The sequence below is a fragment of the Mesorhizobium sp. BHbdii genome (assembly GCF_053848045.1).
Genome location: NZ_JBSPKX010000002.1, coordinates 445,337 through 470,384, shown reverse-complemented (window position 1 = coordinate 470,384; position 25,048 = coordinate 445,337). Strand labels below are relative to the sequence as shown.

20 protein-coding genes are annotated in these 25,048 nt (G+C 63.9%); 11 read left to right on the top strand and 9 right to left on the bottom strand.

The window, feature by feature from the left end:
* The first annotated feature begins 51 nt into the window (after positions 1 to 51).
* The 3 genes from rpe to ACWTU8_RS14995 all read left to right on the top strand — a co-directional run bounded on the left by rpe (position 52) and on the right by ACWTU8_RS14995 (position 3,846).
* A complete protein-coding gene (rpe, locus tag ACWTU8_RS15005) occupies positions 52 to 729 on the top strand; it encodes a ribulose-phosphate 3-epimerase (protein WP_455848771.1) in 678 nt (225 codons plus the stop codon).
* A gap of 226 nt (positions 730 to 955) precedes the next feature.
* Entirely contained in the window at positions 956 to 2,323 is a 1,368-nt protein-coding gene (locus ACWTU8_RS15000) for a malonyl-CoA decarboxylase (RefSeq protein WP_455848770.1), read from the top strand.
* The gene (locus tag ACWTU8_RS14995) at positions 2,320 to 3,846 is read left to right on the top strand and encodes a malonate--CoA ligase (protein WP_455848769.1); all 1,527 of its coding nucleotides are present in this window, start codon (positions 2,320 to 2,322) and stop codon (positions 3,844 to 3,846) included. Before ACWTU8_RS15000 ends, ACWTU8_RS14995 begins: the two co-directional genes overlap by 4 nt.
* An 8-nt stretch (positions 3,847 to 3,854) precedes the next feature.
* Here ACWTU8_RS14995 and nagA read toward each other — a convergent pair whose 3' ends face one another.
* The 4 genes from nagA to ACWTU8_RS14975 are packed head-to-tail and all read right to left on the bottom strand — an operon-like array spanning position 3,855 to position 7,730.
* Positions 3,855 to 5,030 carry an N-acetylglucosamine-6-phosphate deacetylase gene (gene nagA, locus ACWTU8_RS14990; RefSeq protein ID WP_455848768.1) on the bottom strand — a complete coding sequence of 392 codons (1,176 nt, stop codon included), beginning with the start codon at positions 5,028 to 5,030 and terminating at the stop codon, positions 3,855 to 3,857.
* A complete protein-coding gene (locus ACWTU8_RS14985) occupies positions 5,027 to 6,037 on the bottom strand; it encodes an SIS domain-containing protein (protein WP_455849067.1) in 1,011 nt (336 codons plus the stop codon). The genes nagA and ACWTU8_RS14985 overlap by 4 nt, the downstream gene beginning before the upstream one ends.
* A gap of 32 nt (positions 6,038 to 6,069) precedes the next feature.
* Positions 6,070 to 6,852: a GntR family transcriptional regulator gene (locus tag ACWTU8_RS14980; protein WP_127316943.1), complete on the bottom strand. Its 783-nt coding sequence runs from the start codon at positions 6,850 to 6,852 to the stop codon at positions 6,070 to 6,072.
* Complete coding sequence (locus ACWTU8_RS14975) at positions 6,849 to 7,730, bottom strand: BadF/BadG/BcrA/BcrD ATPase family protein (protein WP_455848767.1); 882 nt, start codon at positions 7,728 to 7,730, stop codon at positions 6,849 to 6,851. The genes ACWTU8_RS14980 and ACWTU8_RS14975 overlap by 4 nt, the downstream gene beginning before the upstream one ends.
* A 199-nt stretch (positions 7,731 to 7,929) precedes the next feature.
* On the opposite strand from ACWTU8_RS14975, the gene ACWTU8_RS14970 reads away from it, so the two are divergent.
* From ACWTU8_RS14970 to ACWTU8_RS14945, 6 genes are all read left to right on the top strand, one after another.
* Entirely contained in the window at positions 7,930 to 8,886 is a 957-nt protein-coding gene (locus tag ACWTU8_RS14970; protein WP_455848766.1) for an N-acetylmuramic acid 6-phosphate etherase, read from the top strand.
* A gap of 2 nt (positions 8,887 to 8,888) precedes the next feature.
* Positions 8,889 to 10,148 carry an ABC transporter substrate-binding protein gene (locus tag ACWTU8_RS14965; protein WP_455848765.1) on the top strand — a complete coding sequence of 420 codons (1,260 nt, stop codon included), beginning with the start codon at positions 8,889 to 8,891 and terminating at the stop codon, positions 10,146 to 10,148.
* A gap of 237 nt (positions 10,149 to 10,385) precedes the next feature.
* The gene (locus ACWTU8_RS14960; protein ID WP_455848764.1) at positions 10,386 to 11,309 is read left to right on the top strand and encodes a carbohydrate ABC transporter permease; all 924 of its coding nucleotides are present in this window, start codon (positions 10,386 to 10,388) and stop codon (positions 11,307 to 11,309) included.
* Positions 11,310 to 11,320: 11 nt separating this feature from the next.
* A complete protein-coding gene (locus tag ACWTU8_RS14955; protein WP_455848763.1) occupies positions 11,321 to 12,160 on the top strand; it encodes a carbohydrate ABC transporter permease in 840 nt (279 codons plus the stop codon).
* Entirely contained in the window at positions 12,157 to 13,218 is a 1,062-nt protein-coding gene (locus ACWTU8_RS14950) for a Gfo/Idh/MocA family protein (RefSeq protein WP_455848762.1), read from the top strand. Before ACWTU8_RS14955 ends, ACWTU8_RS14950 begins: the two co-directional genes overlap by 4 nt.
* A 31-nt stretch (positions 13,219 to 13,249) precedes the next feature.
* Positions 13,250 to 14,248, top strand: coding sequence for an ABC transporter ATP-binding protein (locus tag ACWTU8_RS14945; protein WP_455848761.1), 999 nt, complete (start codon positions 13,250 to 13,252; stop codon positions 14,246 to 14,248).
* A 205-nt stretch (positions 14,249 to 14,453) separates the two neighbouring features.
* Here the strand turns inward: ACWTU8_RS14945 and ACWTU8_RS14940 are convergent, their stop codons facing one another.
* From ACWTU8_RS14940 to ACWTU8_RS14920, 5 genes are all read right to left on the bottom strand, one after another.
* Positions 14,454 to 15,299 carry a fumarylacetoacetate hydrolase family protein gene (locus ACWTU8_RS14940; protein WP_455848760.1) on the bottom strand — a complete coding sequence of 282 codons (846 nt, stop codon included), beginning with the start codon at positions 15,297 to 15,299 and terminating at the stop codon, positions 14,454 to 14,456.
* A 27-nt stretch (positions 15,300 to 15,326) separates the two neighbouring features.
* A complete protein-coding gene (locus ACWTU8_RS14935; RefSeq protein ID WP_455848759.1) occupies positions 15,327 to 16,058 on the bottom strand; it encodes an SDR family oxidoreductase in 732 nt (243 codons plus the stop codon).
* A 186-nt stretch (positions 16,059 to 16,244) separates the two neighbouring features.
* Positions 16,245 to 18,617, bottom strand: coding sequence for an aldehyde dehydrogenase family protein (locus ACWTU8_RS14930; protein ID WP_455848758.1), 2,373 nt, complete (start codon positions 18,615 to 18,617; stop codon positions 16,245 to 16,247).
* A 168-nt stretch (positions 18,618 to 18,785) separates the two neighbouring features.
* Complete coding sequence (gene deoC, locus ACWTU8_RS14925) at positions 18,786 to 19,850, bottom strand: deoxyribose-phosphate aldolase (protein WP_455848757.1); 1,065 nt, start codon at positions 19,848 to 19,850, stop codon at positions 18,786 to 18,788.
* 160 nt (positions 19,851 to 20,010) lie between these two features.
* Positions 20,011 to 20,838 carry a ferredoxin--NADP reductase gene (locus ACWTU8_RS14920; protein ID WP_455848756.1) on the bottom strand — a complete coding sequence of 276 codons (828 nt, stop codon included), beginning with the start codon at positions 20,836 to 20,838 and terminating at the stop codon, positions 20,011 to 20,013.
* Positions 20,839 to 21,049: 211 nt separating this feature from the next.
* On the opposite strand from ACWTU8_RS14920, the gene ACWTU8_RS14915 reads away from it, so the two are divergent.
* Together ACWTU8_RS14915 and ACWTU8_RS14910 are read left to right on the top strand one after the other, a co-directional pair.
* A complete protein-coding gene (locus ACWTU8_RS14915) occupies positions 21,050 to 23,134 on the top strand; it encodes a hydantoinase/oxoprolinase family protein (RefSeq protein ID WP_455848755.1) in 2,085 nt (694 codons plus the stop codon).
* Between the two features lies 1 nt (position 23,135).
* A complete protein-coding gene (locus tag ACWTU8_RS14910) occupies positions 23,136 to 24,881 on the top strand; it encodes a hydantoinase B/oxoprolinase family protein (RefSeq protein WP_455848754.1) in 1,746 nt (581 codons plus the stop codon).
* Positions 24,882 to 25,048: the final 167 nt, after the last annotated feature.

The window sequence follows — 25,048 nt, the reverse complement described above, 5'->3', positions numbered from 1 at the left end:
AGTCGACCCAGACGATGCGCCCGCAACACGGGCCCCTGGAAAGGCCGGATCATGAGCAAAAAAACCCTGATCGCGCCATCGATGCTTGCGTCGGATTTTTCGAAGCTCGGCGACGAGGTCGAGGCGGTGGCGGCGGCCGGCGCCGACTGGATCCATCTCGACGTCATGGACGGGCATTTCGTGCCCAACATCACTTTCGGCCCACCGGTGATCAAGGCGATCCGCAACCGCACCAAGGCCTTCTTCGACTGCCATCTGATGATCGCGCCGGCCGACCGCTATCTGGGGGCTTTCGCCGAAGCCGGCTGCGACGGCATGACAGTGCATGCCGAGGCCGGGCCGCATCTCGACCGTTCGCTGCAGACGATCAGGAACCTCGGCAAGAAGGCCGGCGTGTCGCTCAATCCGGCGACGCCGGAATCGGCGGTCGAATATGTGCTCGACCGGCTCGATCTGATCCTGATCATGACTGTCAATCCGGGTTTTGGCGGCCAAGCCTTCATTCCGGGAGTCGTCGACAAGGTGAAGCGGGTGAAGGCGCTGATCGGCAATCGGCCGATCCGGATCGAGATCGACGGCGGCATCTCGCCGCAAACGGCACCTTTGGTCACCGCCGCCGGCGCCAGCGTGCTGGTCGCCGGTGCAGCCATCTTCAAGGGCGGCAGCGTTGAAGCCTATCGGGGGAACATCGAGGCGATCAGGACAGCGGCCGACCGGGCGGCCGGCTGACGCTGCCGGCGTCGTTACCAGAACGCGCCGTCTCGTCAGCCGGTCAGGAATTCGTTGGCCGACGCCGGTGCGCTTGTGCTCGTGACATACGGTCCCCCAGCCAAAAATGTCTTTTGTCCAGTTTTGGCAATTTTATTGGCATAACAGAAACTACAGCCATATTCTCTGTCTCACCCTCATGCCTCTTCGGACCTTCCCGCAGGGCTCCTCTTCGACGGTCGGATCGATGAACCGCAGCCCATTCTTCGCTGACCTGCTGAACTCCATCGCCGATCGCGGCCGGATGATGTTGAACCTCGTTCGCGGTGACGAGCCGGTCTCGGCTGACAGCCTGGGGCGTCTGTGCGCCCGTCTGCTTTCCAGCCAGGGCGAGGCATCGGGCGTCGCCTATGCCCGGGAAATCCTTGAGCGCTGGCGCACCCTCGGCGCCGACGGAAGGCTGGCGTTCCTGCATGTGCTGCGCGATCGTTTCGGCACCGATCATGCCAAGCTTGCCGCCGCGGTGGATGCCTATCGCGCCGCGCCCGACGATCGCTCGGCACTTGCCCTGCACGATGCCGCCGAACCGGCTAGACAGGAGCTTCTGCGCCGCCTGAACTTGGCGCCCGGCGGCATCGAGACGCTCGTGCGCATGCGCCAGGATCTGCTTGCCCGGCTGCCCAAATCACCCGATCTCGCCGTCGTCGATGCCGACTTCACGCACCTCCTGTCGTCATGGTTCAACCGCGGCTTCCTGGTGCTGCGGCGGATCGACTGGTCGACGCCAGCCAACATTCTGGAAAAAATCATCCGCTACGAGGCGGTGCACGCCATCCACACCTGGGACGATCTGCGCCGCCGGATCGAACCCGACGACCGGCTCTGCTATGCGTTCTTTCATCCGCAGCTCGGTGACGAGCCGCTGATCTTCGTCGAGGTCGCGCTCACCCGGGCGATGCCGACGACAATCGCCGAGCTGCTTGCCGACGAGCGGCCGCTGGTACAGCCACGGCTGGCCACGACGGCAGTGTTCTATTCCATCTCCAACTGCCAGGAGGGCTTGCGCGGCATCTCGTTCGGCAACTTCCTGATCAAGCAGGTGGTCGAGGACCTGCGCCGCGACCTTCCCGGCCTGACCGATTTCGTCACACTGTCCCCGGTGCCGGGCTTTGCCCGCTGGCTGGCCGAGCAGGCCGAAATCCCCTCCGCCGCCGAAGTGCTGGACCTCGTCGCCAACCAGGGTTGGCACGCGGATCCTGCCATGCGCGACCGCGTGGGCCAGGCCCTGCTTCCTCTTGCGGCACAGTATTTCCTCGAAGCCCGCACCGCCTCCGGCAAGGTGATCGATCCGGTCGCCCGGTTCCATCTCGGCAATGGCGCGCGGCTGGAGCGCATCGACCTTTTCGGCGACCTGTCGCCCCGCGCCTTACGTCAGGCGCATGGCCTGATGGTCAATTATCGCTACAAGCTCGACGATATCGAGAAGAACCACGAGCTGTTCGCCGCCAGGAATGATGTGGCGGCCGCGCCCGCTGTGCGCCGCCTGATGCCGAAACCGGCGAGACCGGCCGCACCGCCGCTTCCGGCGGCTGCCCAGACTCGGAGGGATGCATGAGCAACCATTTGTTCGACGCTTTCCGCGCCGGGACGCCGGCGCCCGAGCGTCTGTTGATGGAGACGGATGACGGGCGCTCGATCTCCTATGGCGATATGCTGGCGCAGTCCGCGCAACTGGCACATGCGCTTCTGCAATTGGGCGTCGAACCCGGCGACCGCGTCGCCGTCCAGGTCGAGAAGAGCGCCGAGGCCATTTTCCTCTATCTCGCTTGCCTGCGCGCCGGCGCGGTCTTCCTGCCGCTCAACACCGCCTACACGCTGACCGAGCTCGACTACTTCTTCGGCGATGCCGAGCCGCGGCTGGTCGTCTGCGATCCGGCACGGGCAGCCGATATCGGGGCCTTGGCGAAGAGATCGGGCGCTATCGCAGTCACGCTCGGCAGCAATGGCGAAGGCTCGTTGATGGATCAGGCTTCGCGGCGGTCTTCGGACTTCCGCGACGTGGTGCGCGGGCCGAACGATCTTGCGGCGATCCTGTACACGTCGGGGACCACCGGCCGCTCGAAAGGCGCCATGCTCAGCCATGAGAACCTCGCCTCGAATGCGCGGGTTCTGGTCGACCAGTGGCACTTCACTGCCGCAGACGTCTTGATCCACGCGCTGCCGATCTTCCACACGCATGGCCTCTTCGTGGCCACCAACGTCATCCTGATGGCCGGCGCCTCGATGCTGTTCGAAACCAGGTTCGACCCGGCCCGCATCGTCTCGCTGCTGTCGCGGGCCACGGCGCTGATGGGCGTGCCGACCTTTTATGTGCGCCTGTTGCAGCAGGACGGCTTGAACCGGCAAGCGGCGAAAAACATCCGCCTGTTCGTTTCCGGATCGGCGCCGCTGCTGGCCGAGACGCACAAGGCCTGGCGCGAGCGCACCGGCCATTCGATCATCGAGCGCTACGGCATGACCGAGACCAACATGAACACGTCGAACCCCTATGATGGCGAGCGGCGCGCCGGCACGGTCGGCTTCCCCTTACCCGGCGTCGCGCTGCGCATCGCCGACCCCGAGAGCGGCGAAACACTTGCGCAGGGCGAGGTCGGCATGATCGAGGTGAAGGGCCCCAATGTCTTCGGCGGCTATTGGCGCATGCCGGAAAAGACCAAGGCGGAATTCCGTGATGACGGCTTCTTCATCACCGGGGATCTCGGCCTGATCGACGCCGACGGCTATGTCCACATCGTCGGGCGCGGCAAGGATCTGATCATTTCCGGCGGCTACAACATCTATCCGAAGGAGGTCGAGAGCGAGATCGACGCGCTGGCCGGCGTCGCCGAAAGCGCTGTCATCGGCGTTGCCCATCCGGATTTCGGCGAAGGCGTCACCGCGGTCGTGGTGCGGACGCCAACCGCGACCATCACGGCTGCCGAGATCGTCGGCGCCATCGCCGGGCGGCTGGCGAAATTCAAGCACCCGAAGCAGGTGATCTTCGTCGACGAACTGCCGCGCAACACGATGGGCAAGGTGCAGAAGAACCTGCTGCGCGAAACCTACAAGGACCTCTACGCTCCGGCCAAAGCCGGCTGACGTTAAGGTTACACCCAGTTGGCGCCGACCCCGAAAATCCTGTCGCCTTCTATCCAGACACCCCTGACGTCCAATTCGTCCGACAGCGCGACAATATCGGCGGCGGTGCCGTTGGCGAACCGCCCGAGCCGGTGCGACTGGCCGATCGCCTGCGCCGGATAGAACGAAGCCATGCGCAGCGCTTCCGAAAGGTCCAGTCCGACAATGCGGTGGACGAAGCGCACGGCGGAGATCATGTCGAGATCGGCGCCGGCCAGCGTCCCGTCGCCAAGCCGCAGGCTGCCGTCCTTGCGGTAGACGGTGCGGCCGTTCAGCGTGAACGAGGTCATATCGGTGCCGATCGTCGCCATGGCGTCGGTGACCAGGAAAATCTTTGCCGGACCCTGCTTGGCGCGCAGCGCGATGGCCATGGTGGCGGGATCGACATGGATGCCGTCGGCGATGATGCCGGCAAACAACGTGTCCCTATCGATGGCGGCACCCGCCAACCCCGGCTCACGATTGCCGATCTGGCTCATGGCGTTGAACAGATGGGTGACCATTGTTGCGCCGGCATCGGCGAACGCGCGCGCCTTGGCATAGCCGGTGTCGGAATGGCCGAGGCTGACGACGATGCCGGCCTCGGCGAGCGCCGAAACGCGTACGGTGTCGACGGATTCCGGCGCGATCGTGATCAACAGCACCGGCAGAGTTTTCCGCGTCGCAATCAGCATCGCCTGGTCGGCATCCAGCATCGGCCGGATCAGCGCCGGGTCATGCGCGCCCTTGCGGGCGATCGACAGATGCGGGCCTTCGAGATGCAGGCCCAAAAAGCCAGGCACCTTTTGCTTTGCGGCCTCCGCTCCGGCGGCAACCGCCGCGGCGGTGATCTCAGGAGTGTCGGTGATCAGCGTCGGCAACAGCGCGGTCGTACCGAACGGCGCGTGCGCCCGGCAGATGGTTTCGATCGAGGCGACATCAGGATGGTCGTTGAGCATGACCCCGCCGCCGCCATTGACCTGCAGGTCGACGAAGCCCGGCGCAAGCATGCCGCCGCCGGTTTCGATACGCTCGACACCCGATGGAACGGCGCCGACGGCAACGATGGCTTCGACGAGGCCGTCACGCACGACAAGCGCGGCATCGTCGTGCCAGTCGTCGCCGTCGAATATCCGGGCCCCAGTCAGGGCAAAACGGTCGCTCATATGGTTTCCGTCACCTTGCGCAGATTGGGCGGCGTGTCCGGATCGAGGCCGCGATGGCGGGCAAAGGCCTCGACGAAGCCATAGAAGGACACGATCAGCGCCAGCGGGTCGGTCAGCGGATGGCCGGTGGCGACATGCGGCAGGTGCTGAGCGCTTTTCGCCTTGTCCGAGGTCACAAAGACGGCCGCGCCCTTGGCCGCCAGGCTGTCGGCGGCCTCGGCAACCGACGGCTCGGAAGCATCGCGGGCGGCGAGCGCCAGCACCGGGAAATCAGGCCCGACCAGTGCCAGCGGGCCATGCATCACTTCGGCAGCACTATAGGCCTCGGCGTGCATGGCACAGGTTTCCTTGAACTTAAGCGCTGCTTCATTGGCGATCGCAGCGGACGGACCGCGACCTAGGATGAACAGCGATTTCGGCGTCTCAAGGGCGCTGGCCAGCGCCATCCAGTCGCAGGCGATCGCCTTGCGGAAATGTTCCGGCAAATGGGCGAGCGCCGCCAGCAACTTGTCGTCGCCGGTGCTATGCGCCATCAAAGCGAGGCCGGCGACGGCCGAATTGACGAAGGTCTTCGTCGCGGCGACGCTGCGTTCCGGGCCGGCCAGAATGTCGATCGCATAATCGGAGGCCCGCGCCAGCGGCGAATCGGCGGTGTTGGTGATCGCGACGGTCAGCGAACCGCCGGCTCTCGCGGCTTGCGCCATGGCGACGATGTCCGGGCTCTTGCCCGACTGCGAGATCGCCAGGCAAGCCGAGCCGCCGAGCTTGAGCTTGGCGCCATAGATCGAGGCGATCGATGGGCCGACCGAAGCGACGGCGAGGCCGGCGGTCAGCTCCACCGCATACTTCATGAAGGTGGCGGCATGGTCGGAGGAGCCGCGCGCCACGGTGACGACGAACTGCGGATCGCGCTCGCGAATGCCGCGCCCGGCCTCCGTCAGCACCGCTGCCGAGCCGTCGAGCAGGCGCGCGGTGGCCTCCGGGATCTCCTCGATCTCGCGCCGCATATGGGTGTCACCTTTTTGGCTGCTCGTCGCGCTCATGGCCGGCCCTCTTCGCCCGGCCCGCTCAGCCGGAGTTCGGCGACGAAATCATAGGCGTCGCCTCTGTAGATGGAGCGGGTGAATTCGATAACCTTGCCGCTAGCCAGATAGGAAATACGCTCGATGTGCAGCCCCGCAATGCCTGGCGGCACTTCGAGCAGGCGCGCGTCGTCGTCGCCGAGATTGGCCGCGGAGATGCGCTGCACCGCCCGGACCGGTCGATTGCCGGTTGTTTCCAGCGCAGCGTAGAGCGACGACCCAATTCCTGCGGGGTCCGGCAGCACGCTGGCCGACAGTGCGGCGCGTTCGATCGCCAACGGCGTATCGTTGGCGATGCGCAGGCGCGCTACGCGTGCCACCAGCTCGTTCGACGACAGGCCAAGCACCATCATCTCGTCCGGCGAGGGCGCATAGAGGCCGCGATCGAGCCAGGCCGAACGGACAGCCATGCCGCGCCGCGCCATGTCCTCGGTGAAGGATGTCAGCCGCGACAGCGATTGCTCGACGCGTTCCATGCGCGGTGCGACAAACGTGCCGGAGCCGTGGCGCTGGACGAGGATGCCCCCCTTGACCAGGTCCTGCACCGCCTTGCGCACCGTGACGCGCGAAATGTCCGCCTTGCTGGCGATGTCGCGCTCGGAAGGCAGCGCATCGCCCGGCCCGATCAGGCCGCGATTGACCGCGTCCTCGATGCTCTTCCTGAGCTGCAGATAGAGCGGTGCGCCGCTTTGCGCCGAGTGTTTCAGGGTCGCGAAGATCTGGTCGGCGGCTTCGCTCATCGTGCCGCCTCCGCAGTCCTCGAGAAAACACGAACCGCCATCTGCACCGCACCGCCCAGCGCATCGTCGAGCGGCGGCTTCAGCAGCGCCCGGTAGCGCGCCGACAGGCGTGGTGCATAGAGCGTCGCCAGCCCGCCAAGCAGGCACAGCGGATCGTCGTCGCCGAGATCGAGCACGCCGAGTGCGGCCTCGACATCGGCGACCGCCTTGTCGAGGATCCAGTTGGCGACGATGTCGCCCTTGGCGGCATGGTCGAAGACCTTGGGCGCGAAGCCGCCGAAATCGCCCGGCTTGGCATTGGTGGTGAACTCGACCAAATCCTCGGGATTGTCGCGGAAGATGGCGAGCATGGCCTGCGTCAGCGGCGATCCCTGGCGGATGCCGTCATACGCGAGCAGCGTCTGTTCGAGCAGGTCGCGGCCGATGCGGGCGCCGCTGCCCTGGTCGCCGACCTGAAAACCCCAGCCGCCGATGGCGCGCGACTTGCCGTTTTTGCGCGCCATGTAGGCGGTGCCAGTGCCGAGGATGGCCATGGCGCCGTCACCGGAGCCGACCGCGCCTTCCAGGGCGATCTCGGCGTCGGTCTCGACACGGCTGATGCTGAACGGCAGGATTGCTTCGAGCTGCTGCCTATAGGTGCCGACATTGGCGCCGGCGAGGCCGAGGATGGCCGGGGTCTGCGGGATCATTTCGGGGTCTTGTCCGGCGGCGACAAAGGCCTGTTTTGCCGCCTCTACGATGTTGCCCCTGGCGCCGGTTAGATCGGTGCGGATGTTGGCCGCACCACTCTTGGCGCGGCCGACGACGGTGCCGTCCACTGTTGCCAGGGCCGCCCTGCAGCTGGTGCCGCCGCCATCGATGCCAAGCACGAAATTCACGCGATTTCTCCTCCTGGCGGATAATACCAATAAAATACCAATAGCCAAGGATTAATTTCCGTTTCAAAAAGATTAAGCCGCATCCGGTTGAAAAACCTGCGTATTTTGCCCGAAAGCCAATTCCGAGGCAGGGAAATCGCTAATGCGTGTGGACAAGTGGTATTTTTTTGGTATGGTTTTCTGGATTGGAGGAAAGCGGATGGCCGAAACGCGCACCGAAGCGCTTCACCAGAATGCCGAGGGGCTGGACATCCAGGCCCCGGACGCCATCCTTTCCTCTTTGGCCAATGCGCAGATCGAGGCCGCCAAGGCGGTGCACGGCGCCATTTCTGCCATCGCCAAAGCAGCCGAAATCATAGCCAGCCGGCTGAACAACGGCGGCAAGGTCGCTTACGCGGCAGCCGGCAGCTCGGGCCTGATGGCGCTGGCCGATGCGCTGGAGCTGCCGGGTACCTTCGGCATTCAGCGCGAACGTATCGCCATCCTGATTGCCGGTGGCGACGATGCCTTCAAGACACTGGCCGGCGGACCGGAGGACGACACCGACGACGCCTCGGCAGCGGTTGCCGCTGCCGGCATCGGCGAGGGCGACTGCCTGATCGCGGTCTCGGCCAGCGGCTCGACACCTTATGCGGTCAGAGCGATCGAGGACGCCAGGCGCCGCGGCTCGGCAACCATCGCCATCGCCAATAACAAGGATGCGCCCCTGCTTCGGCTGGCCGATATCGCCATATTGCTCGAGACACCGCCGGAGCTGATCGCCGGCTCGACGCGCATGGGCGCCGGCACCGCCCAGAAGATCGCGCTCAACATGCTGTCGACGCTGGCCGCCATCCATCTTGGCCATGTGCATGACGGCTACATGGTCAATCTCATGGCCGACAACATCAAGCTGCGCGACCGCGCCGCACGCATCGTCGCCGCCATCAGCGGGCGCGACAGGGACGATGCGGCGCGCCTGCTCGAGAAGAGCGGCGGCGGCGTCAAGACCGCCATTCTGCTCGCCGCCGGCGCTGCCAATGCCGATGCGGCCGAGAAGATACTGGAAGGGACCGGCCAGAAGCTGCGCCCGGCCCTTTCCGCGATCGAGGGGAGCATGAGGCAGAAAGCCTCTGTTCTCAAAACCGAACCTGAAAAAGGTCAACAGGGAGACTGAGCATGACAACGAAACTACTGACGGCACTTCTTCTCGGCACCAGCATTCTCGGCTCCGCCGGAATGGCCTATGCCCAGGACGTAACGCTCAACATCGAAAGCTGGCGCAACGATGATCTTGCCATCTGGCAGGACAAGCTGATCCCTGCCTTCGAGGCCAAGCATCCGGGGATCAAGGTGACTTTCTCGCCCATGGCACCAACCGAATACAACGCGGCGATCAACGCCAAACTTGAGGCAGGATCCGCCGGCGATTTGATCACCTGTCGTCCGTTCGACCTGCCTCTGGCGCAATACAAGCTGGGTCAACTCGACAAACTGAACGATCTGCCGGGAATGGAGAATTTCTCTGACGTCGCCAAGTCCGCCTGGACAACCGACGATGGCAAGGACACCTTCTGCGTGCCGATGGCCTCGGTCATCCACGGCTTCATCTACAACAAGGACGCCTTCGACAAGCTCGGCATCAAGGTGCCGACGACGAACGAGGAGTTCTACGCGGCGCTTGACAAGATCAAGGCCGACGGCACCTACATCCCGATGGCGATGGGCACCCACGACCAATGGGAAGCGGCGACCATGGGCTACTACAACATCGCGCCGAATTTCTATAAGGGCGAGGACGGCCGCAATGCGCTGATCAAGGGCGAACAGAAGCTGACCGACGCCAACTGGGTCGCGCCGTTTGCCGAACTCGCCAAGTGGAAGCCATATCTCGGCGACGGCTTCGAGTCACAGACCTATCCGGACAGCCAGAACCTGTTCACGCTCGGCCGCGCCGCAATCTATCCGGCCGGCTCGTGGGAAATATCCGGTTTCAATGCCCAGGCACAGTTCAAGATGGGCGCCTTCCCGCCGCCGGTGCAGAAAGCGGGCGACCCCTGCTACATCTCCGATCACACCGATATCGGCATCGGTCTGAACGCGAAATCGCCGAACAAGGAAGCCGCTCGCACGTTCCTGAGCTGGGTTGCCTCGACCGAATTCGCCGGAATCTACGCCAATGCCTTGCCCGGCTTCTTCAGCCTGAATTCGACACCGGTGGAACTCAAGGATCCCCTTGCGCAGGAATTCCAATCGTGGCGGCAGAAATGCAAGTCGACGATCCGGCATACGGCGGCGATCGTCGGCCGCGGCAATCCCAATCTCGACACTGAAACGTGGCGGGAATCAGCAAACGTCATCAACGGCACAGAGACGCCGGAAGCAGCGGCCAAGAAGCTGCAGGATGGTCTCGACAGCTGGTACAAGCCAGCGAAGTAAGAGCCTCAGGCAGAGCGCGGCGATCTCCCCCCTCGAGGGGGAGATGTCGCCGAAGGCGACAGGGGTGGAGGCAGGGCTGCGACCTGATCGTTGCTGGAAAGCACGGTCGACACCACGATGGCGCACTGCCTTGGCCGACCCCACCCGCCTCACTTCGCGAGGCACCTCCCCACGAGGGGGAGGGAGGCGCCGCGCCTTTGGCGGCAATTGCAAACCTGATCGGCGGGGACCGAACTCATGGCCGCAGCACCGAAAAGACCATTCCGCTGGCACATCGGCGTCTTCCTCGCGCCGGCGGTGCTGGTCTACACTGGTATCATGATCCTGCCGCTGTTCGGCACGCTTCAGCTTTCGCTCTTCCGCACCATCGACCAGTCGCAAGTATTTGTCGGCTTGGCCAACTTCCGCGCGTTGTTCGGTGATCCACGCCTATCGCAAAGCTTCTGGAACGCACTTGGGAACAATACTTGGTTCTTCATCATCCATATGCTGGTGCAGAACCCGATCGGCGTGCTGCTGGCAGCACTGCTTTCGAACCCCCGGCTCCGCTTTGCCACCTTCTATCGTACGGCAATATTCATTCCGACCATCCTCTCTTTTGTGATCGTCGGCTTTGTCTGGAAGTTGATCCTGTCACCGCTGTGGGGCGTGGCGCCGAATCTGCTTGATCTTGTCGGTCTGAAAATCCTGTTCGCGCCGTGGTTGGGCAAGGAAGAATATGCTCTGACAACGCTCAGCCTGATCTCGGTATGGCAGTTCGTCGGCATCCCGATGATGCTGATCTATGCGGCACTGCTGTCGATTCCAGAGGAGGTGATCGAAGCGGCCGAATGCGACGGAATCACCGGCATGGCGCAATTCTGGAAGATCAAGCTGCCGCTGATCCTGCCCTCGATCGGCATCATCTCGATCCTGACCTTCGTCGGGAATTTCAACGCCTTCGACCTGATCTACACTGCTCAAGGCGCGATTGCCGGACCCAACGGTTCCACCGATATCTTGGGCACGCTTCTCTATCGCACGTTCTTCGGCTTCCAGACGCAGTTGGGCGACAAATACCTTGGCGCGGCGATAGCCTCGATGATGTTCTTCATCATTCTGACCGGCGTCTGCATCTATCTCTTCACCATTCAGACGCGGCTGCGTCGATATCAGTTCTGAGGGATGGAGCAATGAGCAAGGCAACCTTCTCCCTCCCCCGCACCATCGGCGCCCACACGATCCTGTTGATCTATACGGTGATCGCGCTGTTTCCGGTCGCCATCGTCATCATCAATTCGTTCAAGTCGCGTGCCGCTATCTTCGGCGCGCCGCTGACGCCGCCGACCCCTAAGACATTCGACCTGATTGGCTATACCACTGTGCTCAACCAGGGCGATTTCTTCCACTATTTCCAGAACAGTCTTATCGTCACCGTAGCCTCGCTATTCTTCGTGCTTTTGTTCGGCGCCATGGCGGCTTTCGCGCTGTCGGAATACCGCTTCCGCGGCAATTCGCTGATGGGCCTCTACCTGGCGCTCGGCATCATGATTCCGATCCGCCTCGGCACCGTCGCTATCCTACAATTGATGGTGGCGAGCGGGCTGGTCAACACGCTGACGGCGCTGATCCTGGTCTATACGGCGCAGGGCCTGCCGCTCGCCGTCTTCATCCTGTCGGAATTCATGAAACAGGTGTCCGACGATCTGAAAAATGCCGGCCGCATCGATGGGCTGTCCGAATACACCATCTTCTTCCGGCTGGTGCTGCCGCTGGTGCGGCCGTCGATGGCAACGGTCGCCGTCTTCACCATGATCCCGATCTGGAACGATCTGTGGTTTCCGCTAATCCTAGCATCTTCCGAAAATACCAAGACGGTGACCCTCGGCTCGCAGATTTTTGTCGGCCAATACGTCACCAACTGGAACGCTGTGCTGGCCGCGCTTTCACTGGCGATCCTGCCGGTGCTGATCCTCTACCTCATCTTCTCGCGGCAGCTGATCCGCGGCATTACATCGGGAGCCGTCAAGTGAGCTCGGAAAAACCTCTTCGCGTCGTCGTTGCCGGGCTTGGCAATATGGGCCGCAGCCATGCGCTGGCCTATCACACCAATCCGGGATTCCAGATCGCGGCGCTGATCAACCGCTCGGACGTGCCGCTGCCGGCCGGGCTTTCCGGCTATGATATCAGGCGCTCCTTCGACGAGGCGCTGCGCGACGAAAGGCCTGACATCGCGTGCATCGCCACCTATTCCGACAGCCATGCCGACTATTCGGTCAAGGCGTTCGAGGCCGGCTGCCATGTCTTTGTCGAAAAGCCGCTGGCGACGACGGTGGCGGATGCGAAACGCGTGGTTGCGGCAGCCAAGGCCAACGGCAAGAAACTGGTGATCGGCTACATCCTGCGCCATCACCCGTCCTGGATCAGGCTGATCGCCGAAGCGCGAAAGCTCGGCGGCCCCTACGTGTTCCGCATGAACCTCAACCAGCAATCCTCCGGCCATAGCTGGGAGACGCACAAGCAGTTGATGCAGACGACATCGCCGATCGTCGATTGCGGCGTCCACTATCTCGACGTGATGCTGCAGATCACCGATGCCAGGCCGGTCGAGGTGCGCGGCATGGGGCTGAGGCTGACCGACGAGATTGCGCCCACGATGTACAATTACGGTCATCTGCAGGTGCTGTTCGACGACGGCTCGGTCGGCTGGTACGAGGCCGGTTGGGGGCCGATGATCTCGGAGACCGCCTTCTTCGTGAAGGATGTGATCTCGCCCAAGGGCTGCGTATCGATCGTCATGAAGGAGGGCGTCAGGTCCGACGACATCGACACCCACACCAAGACCTCGACCATCCGCCTGCACAGTGCGGCGACCGGCGCGGACGGCAAGTTCGCAAAAGCGGATGAGATGCTGTCGATGGAAGGCGAACCGGGCCATCAGGATCTCTGCGATCTCGAACAGGCTTTTCTGCTGAAGGCGATCCGCGAGGACCTAGACCTCTCCCGCCATATGGACGACGCGGTGAAGTCGCTCGCCGTCTGCCTTGCCGCCGACGAGAGCGTTCGCAGCGGCGCCCCAATCAGACTCTAGACCAGTCAAACTCTAGAACAGGAACGAAGCCGTGGGCTCGCTGAACATCGAGAATGTGAAGAAGGCTTTTGGGCCGGTCGAGGTGCTGAAGGGCATCAACCTCGAAGTGACCGATGGCGAATTCGTCGTCTTCGTCGGCCCCTCCGGCTGTGGCAAGTCGACGCTGCTCAGGGTCATCGCCGGGCTGGAGGATTCGACCTCGGGCCGCGTGGTCATCGACGGGGCGGATGTCTCCGCAACCCCGCCGGCCAAACGCGGCATCGCAATGGTGTTCCAGACCTACGCGCTCTACCCGCATCTGACGGTGAAGAACAATATGGGCCTTGGCCTCAAGCAGGCGGGCACGCCGGCGGCCGAGATCGACCGCCGCATTGGCATCGCCTCCTCGATGCTGTCGCTGGAACCCTATCTCTCGAGGCGGCCGGCCGAGCTGTCAGGCGGCCAGCGCCAGCGCGTCGCCATCGGCCGCGCCGTGGTGCGCGAGCCCAAGCTTTTCCTGTTCGACGAGCCTTTGTCGAACCTCGATGCAGCACTGCGCGTCAACACCAGGCTGGAGATCGCGCAACTGCACCGCCGGCTGAAGGCGACGATGATCTATGTCACCCACGACCAGGTCGAGGCGATGACGCTGGCCGACAAGATCGTCGTGCTCAACGCCGGAAAGATCGAGCAGATCGGCGGACCGATGGAGCTTTATAATTCGCCGGCGAATGAGTTTGTCGCCGGCTTCATCGGCTCACCGAAGATGAATTTCGTCGACGGCGCCAGGCTTGCCGAAACGGCCAAGACCATCGGCGTCCGTCCCGAGCATTTGACCGTCGATGCGAAATCCGGCGCCTGGAAAGGCACGGTCGTCCATGCCGAGCATCTTGGCGCCGACACCAACCTCTATCTCGACTGCGAGAAGGCCGGGCTGATCACCGTGCGCATCTTCGGCGTCTACAACGCCGAACCGGGAGCCACGCTTTATGCGACGCCGGATCCGGCAAAGACCTACCGGTTCGGGGCGGATGGGAAGGTGTTGAAGTAGCTGGTGCCCACTCCCCTTCTCCCTTGTGGGAGAAGGTGGCCGAGCGAAGCTCGGTCGGATGAGGGGTGTTGGAAGGATCGCTACGCTGAAGGCGTAAGCGACTAAAATCCTTCGATGTTTTCTCGCCGCGTTTCGTCCAGCCCCTCATCCGTGTCGGCGCTGCGCGCCGATCCACCTTCTCCCACAAGGGGAGAAGGAAGAGCCCCTATACGTCCGCCTTGAACGTCTGCCTCTGCATGCCAAGCCCTTCGATGCCGAGCTCCACAACGTCGCCGGCCTTCAGGAAGACCGGTGGCTTCATGCCCAGGCCGACGCCGGGCGGCGTGCCGGTCGAGATGATGTCGCCCGGATGCAGCGACATGAACTGGCTGAGATAGGAGACGAGATAGGCGACGCCATAGACCATGGTCTTGGTCGAGCCGTTCTGCATCGTCTTGCCGTTGACCTTCAGCCACATCGGGATGTTCTGCGGGTCCTTCACTTCGTCCTTGGTCACCAGCCACGGGCCGATCGGCCCGAAGGTGTCGCAGGACTTGCCCTTAGTCCATTGGCCCTGACGCTCGGCCTGGAAGGCGCGTTCGGAAACGTCGTGCGCGACGCAGTAGCCGGCGACATAGTCCAGCGCCTCGGCCTCGGTGACATATTTCGCGGTCTTGCCGATAACCACGCCAAGCTCGACCTCCCAATCGGTCTTCACAGAGCCGCGCGGGATCAGCACGTCGTCGTCCGGTCCAACGATGGCCGAGCTCGCCTTCATGAAGATGATCGGCTCCGGCGGCACCGTGGCGCCGGTCTCGGCGGCATGGTCGGAATAGTTCAGGCCGATGCAGATGAACTTGCCGGTCCCGGCGACGCAGGCGCCCATGCGCGGCTTGCCGGGAACCGCCGGCAGCGATTTCGGATCGAGCTTCGACAATGTCTCAAGCGATGCCGGGTCGAGCGCCTTGCCGGCAATGTCGGTGACATGGGCGGAGAGGTCACGGATCGTCCCATCCGCATCGAGCAGGCCGGGGCGTTCGCTCCCCGCCTCGCCATAGCGCAGCAGTTTCATAGAATTCTCTCCTTGATTGAGGTGAGCTTAAATCGACCAGCCACCGTCGATATTATAAGCCTGCCCCGACGTATAGGTGGCGCCGGCCAGATAGACGGCGAGATCGGCGATTTCCTCGGGCGTGCCGAGGCGGCCCATGGGCTGGCGGGCGATGAAGGCAGCGCGGGCCGCCTCGTAGTCGCCCTGCGCGTGCATGCGGTCCTGCAGCGACGGGCTTTCGACCGTGCCCGGGCAGATGGCGTTGCAGCGTATGCCCTTGCCGACATAATCGGCGGCAATCGATTTGGTCAGGCCGATGACGGCCGCCTTGGTCAGGCCGTAGACGAAGCGGTTGGGCACGCCCTTGGTCGAGCCCGCCAACGACGCCATGTTGATGATCGAGCCGTCGCCGCGCTCCAGCATGCCGGGCAGCACGGCGCGGATGGTGCGGATCATTGAGCGGACATTGAGATCCAAAGCAAAGTCGAGATCGGCGTCCTTCATCTCGAGGATCGAGCCCGAATGGACGAAGCCGGCGCAGTTGAACAGCACATCGACGGCCCCGATCTCGGCGAAGGCCGACGTCACGGCCTCGTCGTTCAGCACGTCGAGCTTGCGGGTCTTGATACCGGCCGTCTTGCCAAGTTCGGCGAGCATCACATCATTGATGTCGGTGGCATGGACGACAGCGCCCGCCCTGGCGAAAGCCAGCGCGCTCGCACGGCCGATGCCTTGTGCCGCCGCTGTGACGACAACGATCTTGCCTGCCAGATCCGCCATGCTTTTCTCCTCTGTGGCCGCCGGTTCTTACTGGCACGCGGCCAAGGCGCAATGTGCCAGATAGGCACTATCATGCCCGCCTGTATTGCTGTTCGCTTAGGGCAAATGTTTTTTCTCGGTAAAGAACATCTTTTCTGCCGTCAAGCCCGGACGCTTCTCGTCCGACGCCGCGCGAATGGCGACCGTTCAGTCGCCGTAGGGCACCCAGACGTTTTTAACCTCGACGGCACGGCGCAGGAAGGCATCGCCGGCGGCCTCGGTCGACGCCCAGTCGAGGCTGCGGCCGTTGCCGGTCCAGACGCGCTTGAGATTGCCGACAGAGTCGGCTTCGGCTTTGGCGCAGGTCTCGGCATCGGCGAACACCCAGAGCCCGTCGACATCGTCGTGCCTGGCCAGCACGCCGGTGAGCTCGGCGCTACGGCCGGTGACGATGTTGATGGCGCCGGCCGGAACGTCGGAATATTCGATGATCTGATAGAGATCGGTGGCAAGCAGCGGATATTTTTCGGATGGCACCGCGACGACGGTGTTGCCCATGGCGAGCGCCGGCGCCGCCAGCGAGATCAGGCCAAGCAGGGGCGCATTGTCGGGTGCCACGATGCCGACGACGCCGACCGGCTCGTGCAGTGCCAAAGTGACGGCGCGGGCCGGCGGCTGGTGGACGCGGCCCTCGAACTTGTCGGCCAAGCCGGCATAGAGGAACAGCCGCTCGATCGACTGGTCGACCTCTTCGCGCGCCGCCTTCGCGGTGGCGCCGGTGAGCTCTGTGAGACGCGCCGCAAACTCATCGGCACGGCCGGACAGGTTTTCGGCCAGATAGTAGAGCACCTGGCTACGGTTGTAGGCGGTCGCCTCCGGCCAGCCCTTGCAGGCACGTGCAGCCGCGACGGCGTCGCGGATATCCTTGCGGCTGCCGAGACCGACCTCGCCGGCAAGCTTGCCCTTGGCGGTGGCAACGGCAAGCGAATAATTGCCGTCCGGCCTGACCTGCTTGCCACCGATGAACAGCTTTGCCGTGCGATCGATAGTGTCGCCTTCCGCCTGCTCGACAGGCTGTGTCGTAGCCACTGCCGGCTTGACGGCCGGGCCGAGCGGCAGTTTTGCCGAGAGATATTCGAACATGCCCTCGCGCCCGCCTTCGCGGCCAAAACCGCTTTCGCGGTAGCCGCCGAAGCCGCAGGCGGCGTCGAACATATTGGTTCCGTTGACCCAGACGACGCCGGCCTTCAATTGCGGCGCGACGTGCAGCGCAAGGTTGACGTTCTCGCTCCACACCGAGGCGGCCAGGCCGTAGCGCGTGTTGTTGGCGAGCTCGATCGCTTCCTCGGTGTTGCGGAAGGTCATGGTCGCCAACACCGGCCCGAACACCTCCTCCTGCGCCAGGATGTTAGCTGGCGAAACGCCTGTCGCCAGCGTCGGCAGGTGATAATAGCCGGAAGCCGGCAGCGCCACGTCCGGCTGCCAGCAGACGGCGCCCTGTTTGGCGCCTTCGGCGACCAGTCCCTTGACGCGATCGAGCTGGGTCAGGTCGACCAGCGGGCCGATATCGGTGTTCTTGTCGAGCGGGCTGCCGACGCGCAGCCGGCTCATCCGGGTCTTGACCTTGGCGATGAAGGCTTCGGCGACCCCTTCCTGCACCAAAAGGCGCGAGCCGGCACAGCAGACCTGGCCCTGGTTGAACCAGATGCCGTCGACCAGTCCCTCGACGGCGCTGTCGAGATCGGCGTCCTCGAAGACGACGAAGGCCGACTTGCCGCCAAGTTCCAGCGACAATTTCTTGCCCGACCCGGCAGTGGCCTTGCGGATGATCTTGCCGACCTCGGACGAGCCGGTGAAGGCGATCTTCTGGATGCCGGGATGATTAACGATTGCCGCACCCGCCTCCGGCCCGCCGTGGACGATGTTGACGACGCCCTTCGGCACGCCTGATCGTTCGCAGATCTCGGCGAACAGGATGGCGGTGAGCGGGGTGAACTCGGCCGGCTTGAGCACCACGGTGCAGCCGGCGGCCAGCGCCGGCGCGATCTTCCAGGCCAGCATCAAGAGCGGGAAATTCCACGGGATGATCTGGCCGACGACGCCGACGCCCTTCTGATCCGGAAAATCCTTGTCCAGCGCCTGCGCCCAGCCGGCATGGTGGATGAAATGGCGGATGGCCAGCGGCACGTCGATGTCGCGGCTTTCGCGGATCGGTTTGCCGTTGTCGATCGATTCCAGCACCGCGAACAGCCGCTGGTGGCGCTGCATGGCGCGACCGATGGCGTAGAGCGCTTTGGCTCGGCTGTAGCCGGAGCTGGCGCTCCATCTAGGCAGCGCTTTTGTGGCGGCCGAAACCGCCGCATCGATATCGGCAGCACCGGCATCCGAGACCTTGGCCAGCAATTTGCCGGAGGCGGGATCGCTGGTGTCGAAAGTCTTGCCGCCGCTGGCCGCCTTCCAGTCGCCGCCTATGAACAGCGCTTTGGAAAAATCGCGCGCAGCAAGCCACGCGTCGGCCCCGTTGCGGGCCTCCGGCGCCGGGCCGTAGTCCATGGCGTGATAGCGTTCGAGAATGTTCATGGAGCGCCTCCTTTACCCTCCCCCTTGTGGGGAGGGTCGATCGGCAAAGCCGATCGGGGTGGGGGTAAATGGCTGATGGTTTGGTTCATTGCACGGGCTGACCTATTCCTTTGACCCCCACCCCGCCGCTTCGCCGCGACCCGCCCCACAAGGGGGAGAGTGGGGCGCTCACGCCATCGCGTGGCGATGATTGGCCGAATAGTGACCGGTCAGATGGTGTTCGAGTTGGCGCTCGATGTCGGTCAAAAGGCTCGACGCGCCGAAGCGGAACAGGTCCGGCTCCAGCCATCGCCGTCCCAGTTCTTCCTTCATCAGCACCAGCCAGTCGAGCGACGCCTTTGCCGTGGATATGCCGCCGGCCGGCTTGAAGCCGATGAGATAGCCGGTCTCCTCGAAATAGGCTCGGATGGCGCGCACCATGGCAAGGCCGACCGGCAGCGTCGCGTTGACGCTTTCCTTGCCGGTCGAGGTTTTGATGAAATCGGCGCCCGCCATCATCGCCACCATCGAGGCGAGCATGACGTTGCGCAGCGTGGCGAGGTCGCCGGTGCCGAGAATGACCTTGAGATGCGCCTCGCCGCAGGCGACGCGCATCGAGACGATCTCGTTATAGAGTTCCTGCCATTTCGCTCCGAAGACCAGGCCGCGCGGAATGACGACGTCGATCTCGTCGGCGCCATCGCTCACCGAAGCTTCGATCTCCTGCAGCCGCGTCGAAAGCGGGGTGAGGCCGTGCGGGAAAGCGGTAGATACGGCGGCGACATGGATACCGCTGCCGCGCAGCGCATCGACGGCGGCGGCGACGAAGGGATGATAGACGCAGACCGCCGCCGGGCGGATCTTTTCACCTGTAATGCCGAGGCCTTCGACGATGTCGCGGCGGAACGGATTGACCGCCTTGGCGCAGAGCCGGCGCACGCGCTCGTCGGTGTCGTTCGAGTTCAGCGTGGTCAGGTCCATGCAGGCGACGGCGCGCAGCAGCCAGGCGGCCTGGTTGTCGGCCTTGATCGAGCGTCGTTTGGTCAGACTGGCGACACGCCGTTCCAGCGCCGAGCGGTTGACGCTGCGCATCGATTCCATGAAGCCGAGATCGAGCTTCATGCCGGGGTTGCGGGCAATGCCGTGCGCTTGCGACACCGGCGCGTTGGCGGCAGTGCGCGCCGGCAGCGGCGTGACCTTGGGCGCGCCCAACCTGTCGGCACCGAGACCGGCCTCGCGGATTGTGCTGCTCATCTCCTGCCCCTTTGTTCAGCGACGTCCACCGAGAATAGCCCGCGAAGCAGCGCTTCACGAGTCCTTCAAGCGGTCATAGTTGAAAAAGGCCGCGAAAGCAGCAGATTTTTGACCGTATGGTCAAACCCGCTTGAAGCAGGCGCCGAAGCGCCCCGCCGTCTCAGCCGACGAAGGCGCGCTCGACGACGAAGCTCGCCGGATGATGCAGCGAGCCTTCCTGGAACCCGAGGCTTTCGGCCAGTTCCTTGACATCCCTAAGCATATGCATCGAGCCGCAGATCATGATGCGGTCGGTCTCGGGGTCGAGCTTGTCGATGCCGAGATCGATATAGAATTTTCCCGAACCGATCAGCGCGGTGATGCGGCCCATGCGCTTGGAGGTTTCGCGCGTCGTCGAATTGTAGAGCGTGACGCGGCCACCGGTCAGCTCGCCGATCAGCGGGTCGTTCTCCAGCTCTGCAACCAGCTCCTGGCCGTAGGTGAGTTCGGCATTGTCGCGGCAGGTGTGGGTCAGGATCACCTGCTCGAATTTTTCATAGGTATCTGGATCGCGCAGCAGGCTGGCGAAGGGCGCTATGCCGGTGCCTGTCGAGATCATGAACAGGCGCTTCGCCGGGGTCAGCGCGTCGACCACCAGCGTGCCGGTCGACTTCTGCCGCATGATGACGGTGTCGCCGATCTGGATCTTCTGCAGTTGCGAGGTCAGCGGGCCGTCCGGCACCTTGATCGAGAAGAATTCCAGTTCGTCGTCCCAGGCAGGGCTGGCGATCGAATAGGCGCGGAACACCGGTTTCTCGGCATTTGGCAGGCCGATCATGACGAATTCGCCGGAGCGGAAACGCAGCGACTGCGGCCGGGTGATGCGGAACGAAAACAGCCGGTCGGTATAGTGCTTCACCGAGACGACGGTTTCGGCATAGACATTGGCCGGAATTGGGAACTGCTGCGGCCGGGCGCCGGCGGTGCTGAGCGCGGATGTGGTGTTCATCAAATCTAACCTTCTGGCCAACCCGAGGGCGCTGACGCCAAACCTTCTCCTGCGCGCCCGAACCGATCAGGTCCCGGCGTGCCCGTTTGCACGGTAAGCTCTTGTGTCCCGAATTTATTAGTATACAAATGATATTTGCGTCAAGACGCCAGCGTGAAACACCTTTCCAAACTGACACATATCGGTAGTCCTGATATTTCGGGTTTCGACAATGAAAGAGAATTTTTCGGCGCAGACGCTGGATTCCCTCGGCAGCGTCGTCGCCGGCATCGATGTCGGCGGAACCTTTACCGACCTGCTTCTGATCGACGGCCGGGGCGGCGGCAAGGTGCATATCGCCAAGACCCCGACCACTACCGACAACCAGGCCTTCGGCGTCGTTTCGGCGCTCGGTGCCACCGGCTTCCCCATCCGCGGCATCGACCTCATCGTGCACGGCACGACCACCACCACCAACGCGGTGCTGGAACGCCGGTTGGCCAAAACCGGCATGATCACCTCGCGCGGCTTTCGCGATGTCATCGAGCTTGGCCGGCGAACGCGGCCGCAGCCCTATGGCATGACAGGCAGCTTCGTCCCGATCATTCCGCGCAATCTGCGGCTCGAAGTGTCGGAGCGCGTCGAAGCCTCGGGCGCGGTGCGCATTCCGCTCGACGAAGCCGAAATGCGCGCGGCGATTTCCCAGTTGATCGAGGCCGGCTGCGAATCCCTCGTCATCCATTTCCTGCATTCCTACGCCAATCCGGCGCATGAGCGGCGCGCCGCCGAGATCGCCGCCGAGCTTTGGCCGAATAGCTACATCACGACAGGCCATGCGCTGCTGTCGGAAGCGCGCGAATTCGAGCGCGGCGTCACCGCTTCGGTCAACGCCTCGGTGCAGCCGATCCTCGAACGCTATGTCGAACGGCTGCGCAAGGAGTTGGGATCAAAAGGCTACGCCCGCGACTTCCTGATCATGAACGGCAATGGCGGCATGATCTCGGCCCGCTTTGTCACACGCGAGTCAGCCAAGACCGTCATGTCCGGTCCGGCCTCCGGCGTCATCGCCGCCGCCTATACGGGAAAACGCGCCGGCTTCGAAAACCTGGTCACCTACGACATGGGCGGCACCTCGACCGACGTGGCGCTGATCCGCAATGCCGAACCGGCGGTGTCGAACGAGATCGAGATCGAATATGCGATGCCGATCCATGTGCCGATGGTGGCGGTGCATACGGTCGGCGCCGGCGGCGGCTCGATCGCTCGCGTCGATGCGGCCGGCCTGATCCAGATCGGCCCGGAAAGCGCCGGCGCCAATCCCGGCCCGATCTGCTACGGGCGCGGCGGCAGCGAGCCGACCATCACCGATGCCAATCTGGTGCTCGGCCGGCTGGCGCCGAAAAAGCTGCTCGCGGTCGAAAATCCGGTCACCGTCGAACGCGTCACCGGCATATTCGAGGACAGGATCGGCCGCCCCACCGGCCTGTCCGGTGTCGAGGCGGCGGGCGCCGTGCTGCGGCTCGGCAACATCAAGATGGCCGGCGCCATCCGCATGGTTTCGGTGTCGCGTGGCCACGATCCTCGCGATTTCGCGCTGTTCGCCTTCGGCGGCGCCGGACCGCTGCACGCGACCGCCCTGGCGCGCGAACTCGGTCTGCCCAAAGTGCTGGTGCCGGCGCGGCCGGGCATCACCAATGCGCTCGGTTGCGTCGTCGCCGATCTCAGGCACGATTTCGTCAACACGGTCAACCAGCCGGTGGCCGGCCTTGATGAAATCCACATTCACGGCACATTGGAACGGCACCGAAACGAAGGCGAAGAGCTGATCGGCAAGGAAGCGGTGAAGCCGGAGACGATCCGCGTCACGCATTCCGCCGACATGCAGTTCGTCGGCCAGACCCATATCATCAACGTGCCGCTGCCGTCGTCTTCGGTGACGCGCGAGGTACTGCAGCAACTCTTTGAGAAGGCCTATTTCGCCCGCTTCAAGGTCGAGCTGCCGGAAATCCGCGCCAATCTGGTCAACCTCAACACCTCGGTGACCGGCGTGCGGCCGGCGATCGACCTGTCACGGCTGATCGACCCGGCAGGGCGCGCCAGAACGCTCGACGAGGCGCGGCGCGAAATCCGGCCGGTCTGGTATGGCGGGCGCTGGCACGATACGCCGGTCTATAGCAGGGAAAAGCTGCCGCTCGACGCATTCATCGAAGGGCCGGCGATCCTCGAACAGATGGACGCGACCACCGTGCTCGAGCCCGGCGACCGGGCGCGCTCGGACGCCGACGGCAACATCATCATCGACATCGGTGAGGCCTGAGATGGCAAAACTCGACACCATTACGCTTTCGGTCATCCAGGCGGCGCTGCAGCAGGTCTGCGACGAGATGGACCTGACCTTTTCGCGCGCCGCTTTTTCGCCCGTCATCGCCGAGGCCAACGACCGCTCCGACGGCATCTATTCGGCCGTCGATGGGTCGCTGATCGCGCAGGGCAGCCAAGGTCTGCCGGTGTTCGTCGGCGTGATGCAGTATTCGACCAAAACGGTGATCGAAATGATCGCCGACGGCCGCTGCCTGCAGCCCGAGCCCGGCGACATCTACATCGTCAACGACCCCTATCTCGGTGGCACCCACCTGATGGACGTGCGCTTCGCCATGCCGGTCTACCGGGACGGAACGATTTTCTGCTGGCTGTCGAACACCGGCCACTGGCCCGATATCGGCGGCTCGGTGCCGGGCGGCTTTTCCGCCTCGGCGACGGCCGTGGAGCAGGAGGGCCTGCGGCTGCCGCCGGTCAAACTGTTCAAGAAGGGCGTGCTCGATCGCGAGATCTACGCCATCATCTGCTCTAACATCAGGGTTGCCGACCAGCGCATCGGCGACATCCGTGCGCAGGCGGCCGCCCTGCTGATCGGTCAGGACCGGCTCAACGGAATCCTGGATCGTTACGGCAGCGAAACAGTGGTCGAGGCGATCGCCGAACTGCGCCGCCGCGCGGCCGAACAGATGCGCGCCAACATATCAGCCATTCCCGACGGCGTTTACCATTCCAAGGCCTTCGTCGATTCCGACGGGGTGGTGAACGAGCCGCTGACCATCGCGCTTGCCGTCGAGAAACACGGCGACACGCTCAACTTCGATTTCTCAGGCTCGTCAAAACCTTGCGCCGGGCCGATGAACAGCGTCTTGGCGACCACCTTGTCCTCGGTCTATCTCGCGATGCGCCATATTTTCCCTGATGTGCCGATCAGCGCCGGCGCCTTCGAGCCGCTGATCGTCAGGCGGCCGGAAGGCACCTTCCTCGACGCCAGATATCCGCGCCCGGTGTCGGGCTGCGCGGCCGAGGTTTCGCAGCGCATCGCCGAGGCGGTGTTCGCGGCGATGGTGCAGGCACTGCCGGACAAGGTGACGGCGGCCCCGGCCGGCTCCAGCGGCAATTTCGCGCTCGGCGGCAACGATCCGGCCCGCGGTCGCGATTACGTCATGTACCAGATCTCCGGCGGCGGCTATGGCGGCAATGCCGGTCACGACGGCCTGACCAACGGCTGCTCGACCATCGGCATCTCCAAATCGCCGCCGGTCGAAATCATGGAGCAGGCTTTTCCGGTGCTCTACCGCCACTATGCCCTGCGCGAAGGCTCGGGCGGCGCCGGCAAGCATCGCGGCGGTTTTGGCCTCGCCTACGAGGTCGAGATCCTGCGCGGCGACGCCCGCGCCTCCTTCGTCATGGACCATGGCCGCTTCGGCCCGCAGGGCGCGCTCGGCGGCAAGGACGGCGCGGTCAATACGGTGACCGTTTTTCGCGACGGCAAGGAACATGTGCCGCCGCACCTCTCCAAGGAGCAGGACATCGCCCTCAAAGCCGGCGACCGCGTGCGCGTCGGCACGCCGGGCGGCGGTGGCTATGGCGATCCCCTGGCGCGCGACCCGGAACTGGTGCTGAGGGATGTCGCCTTGGGTTACTACACGCCCGAGGACGCTGGCGAAAAATTTGGTGTCTCCCTGTCGACGGATGGGCTGGCGATCGACCGGGCGGCGACGGACGAGAAACGCGCCCACCGCTGAGATAGGACGAATCCTCGGCGAGGCCCCTCGCGCAACCAGACGCAACCAGGTCACTTTCCCGGCCCTCACTTTCCCGCTTGACTGACCCGCCGTACCGAATACGCTATTGGGGAAAATACCGGCTCCGACCGCCGGGCGGCAAAAATGCCTCGTATGCCTCGCCTTCC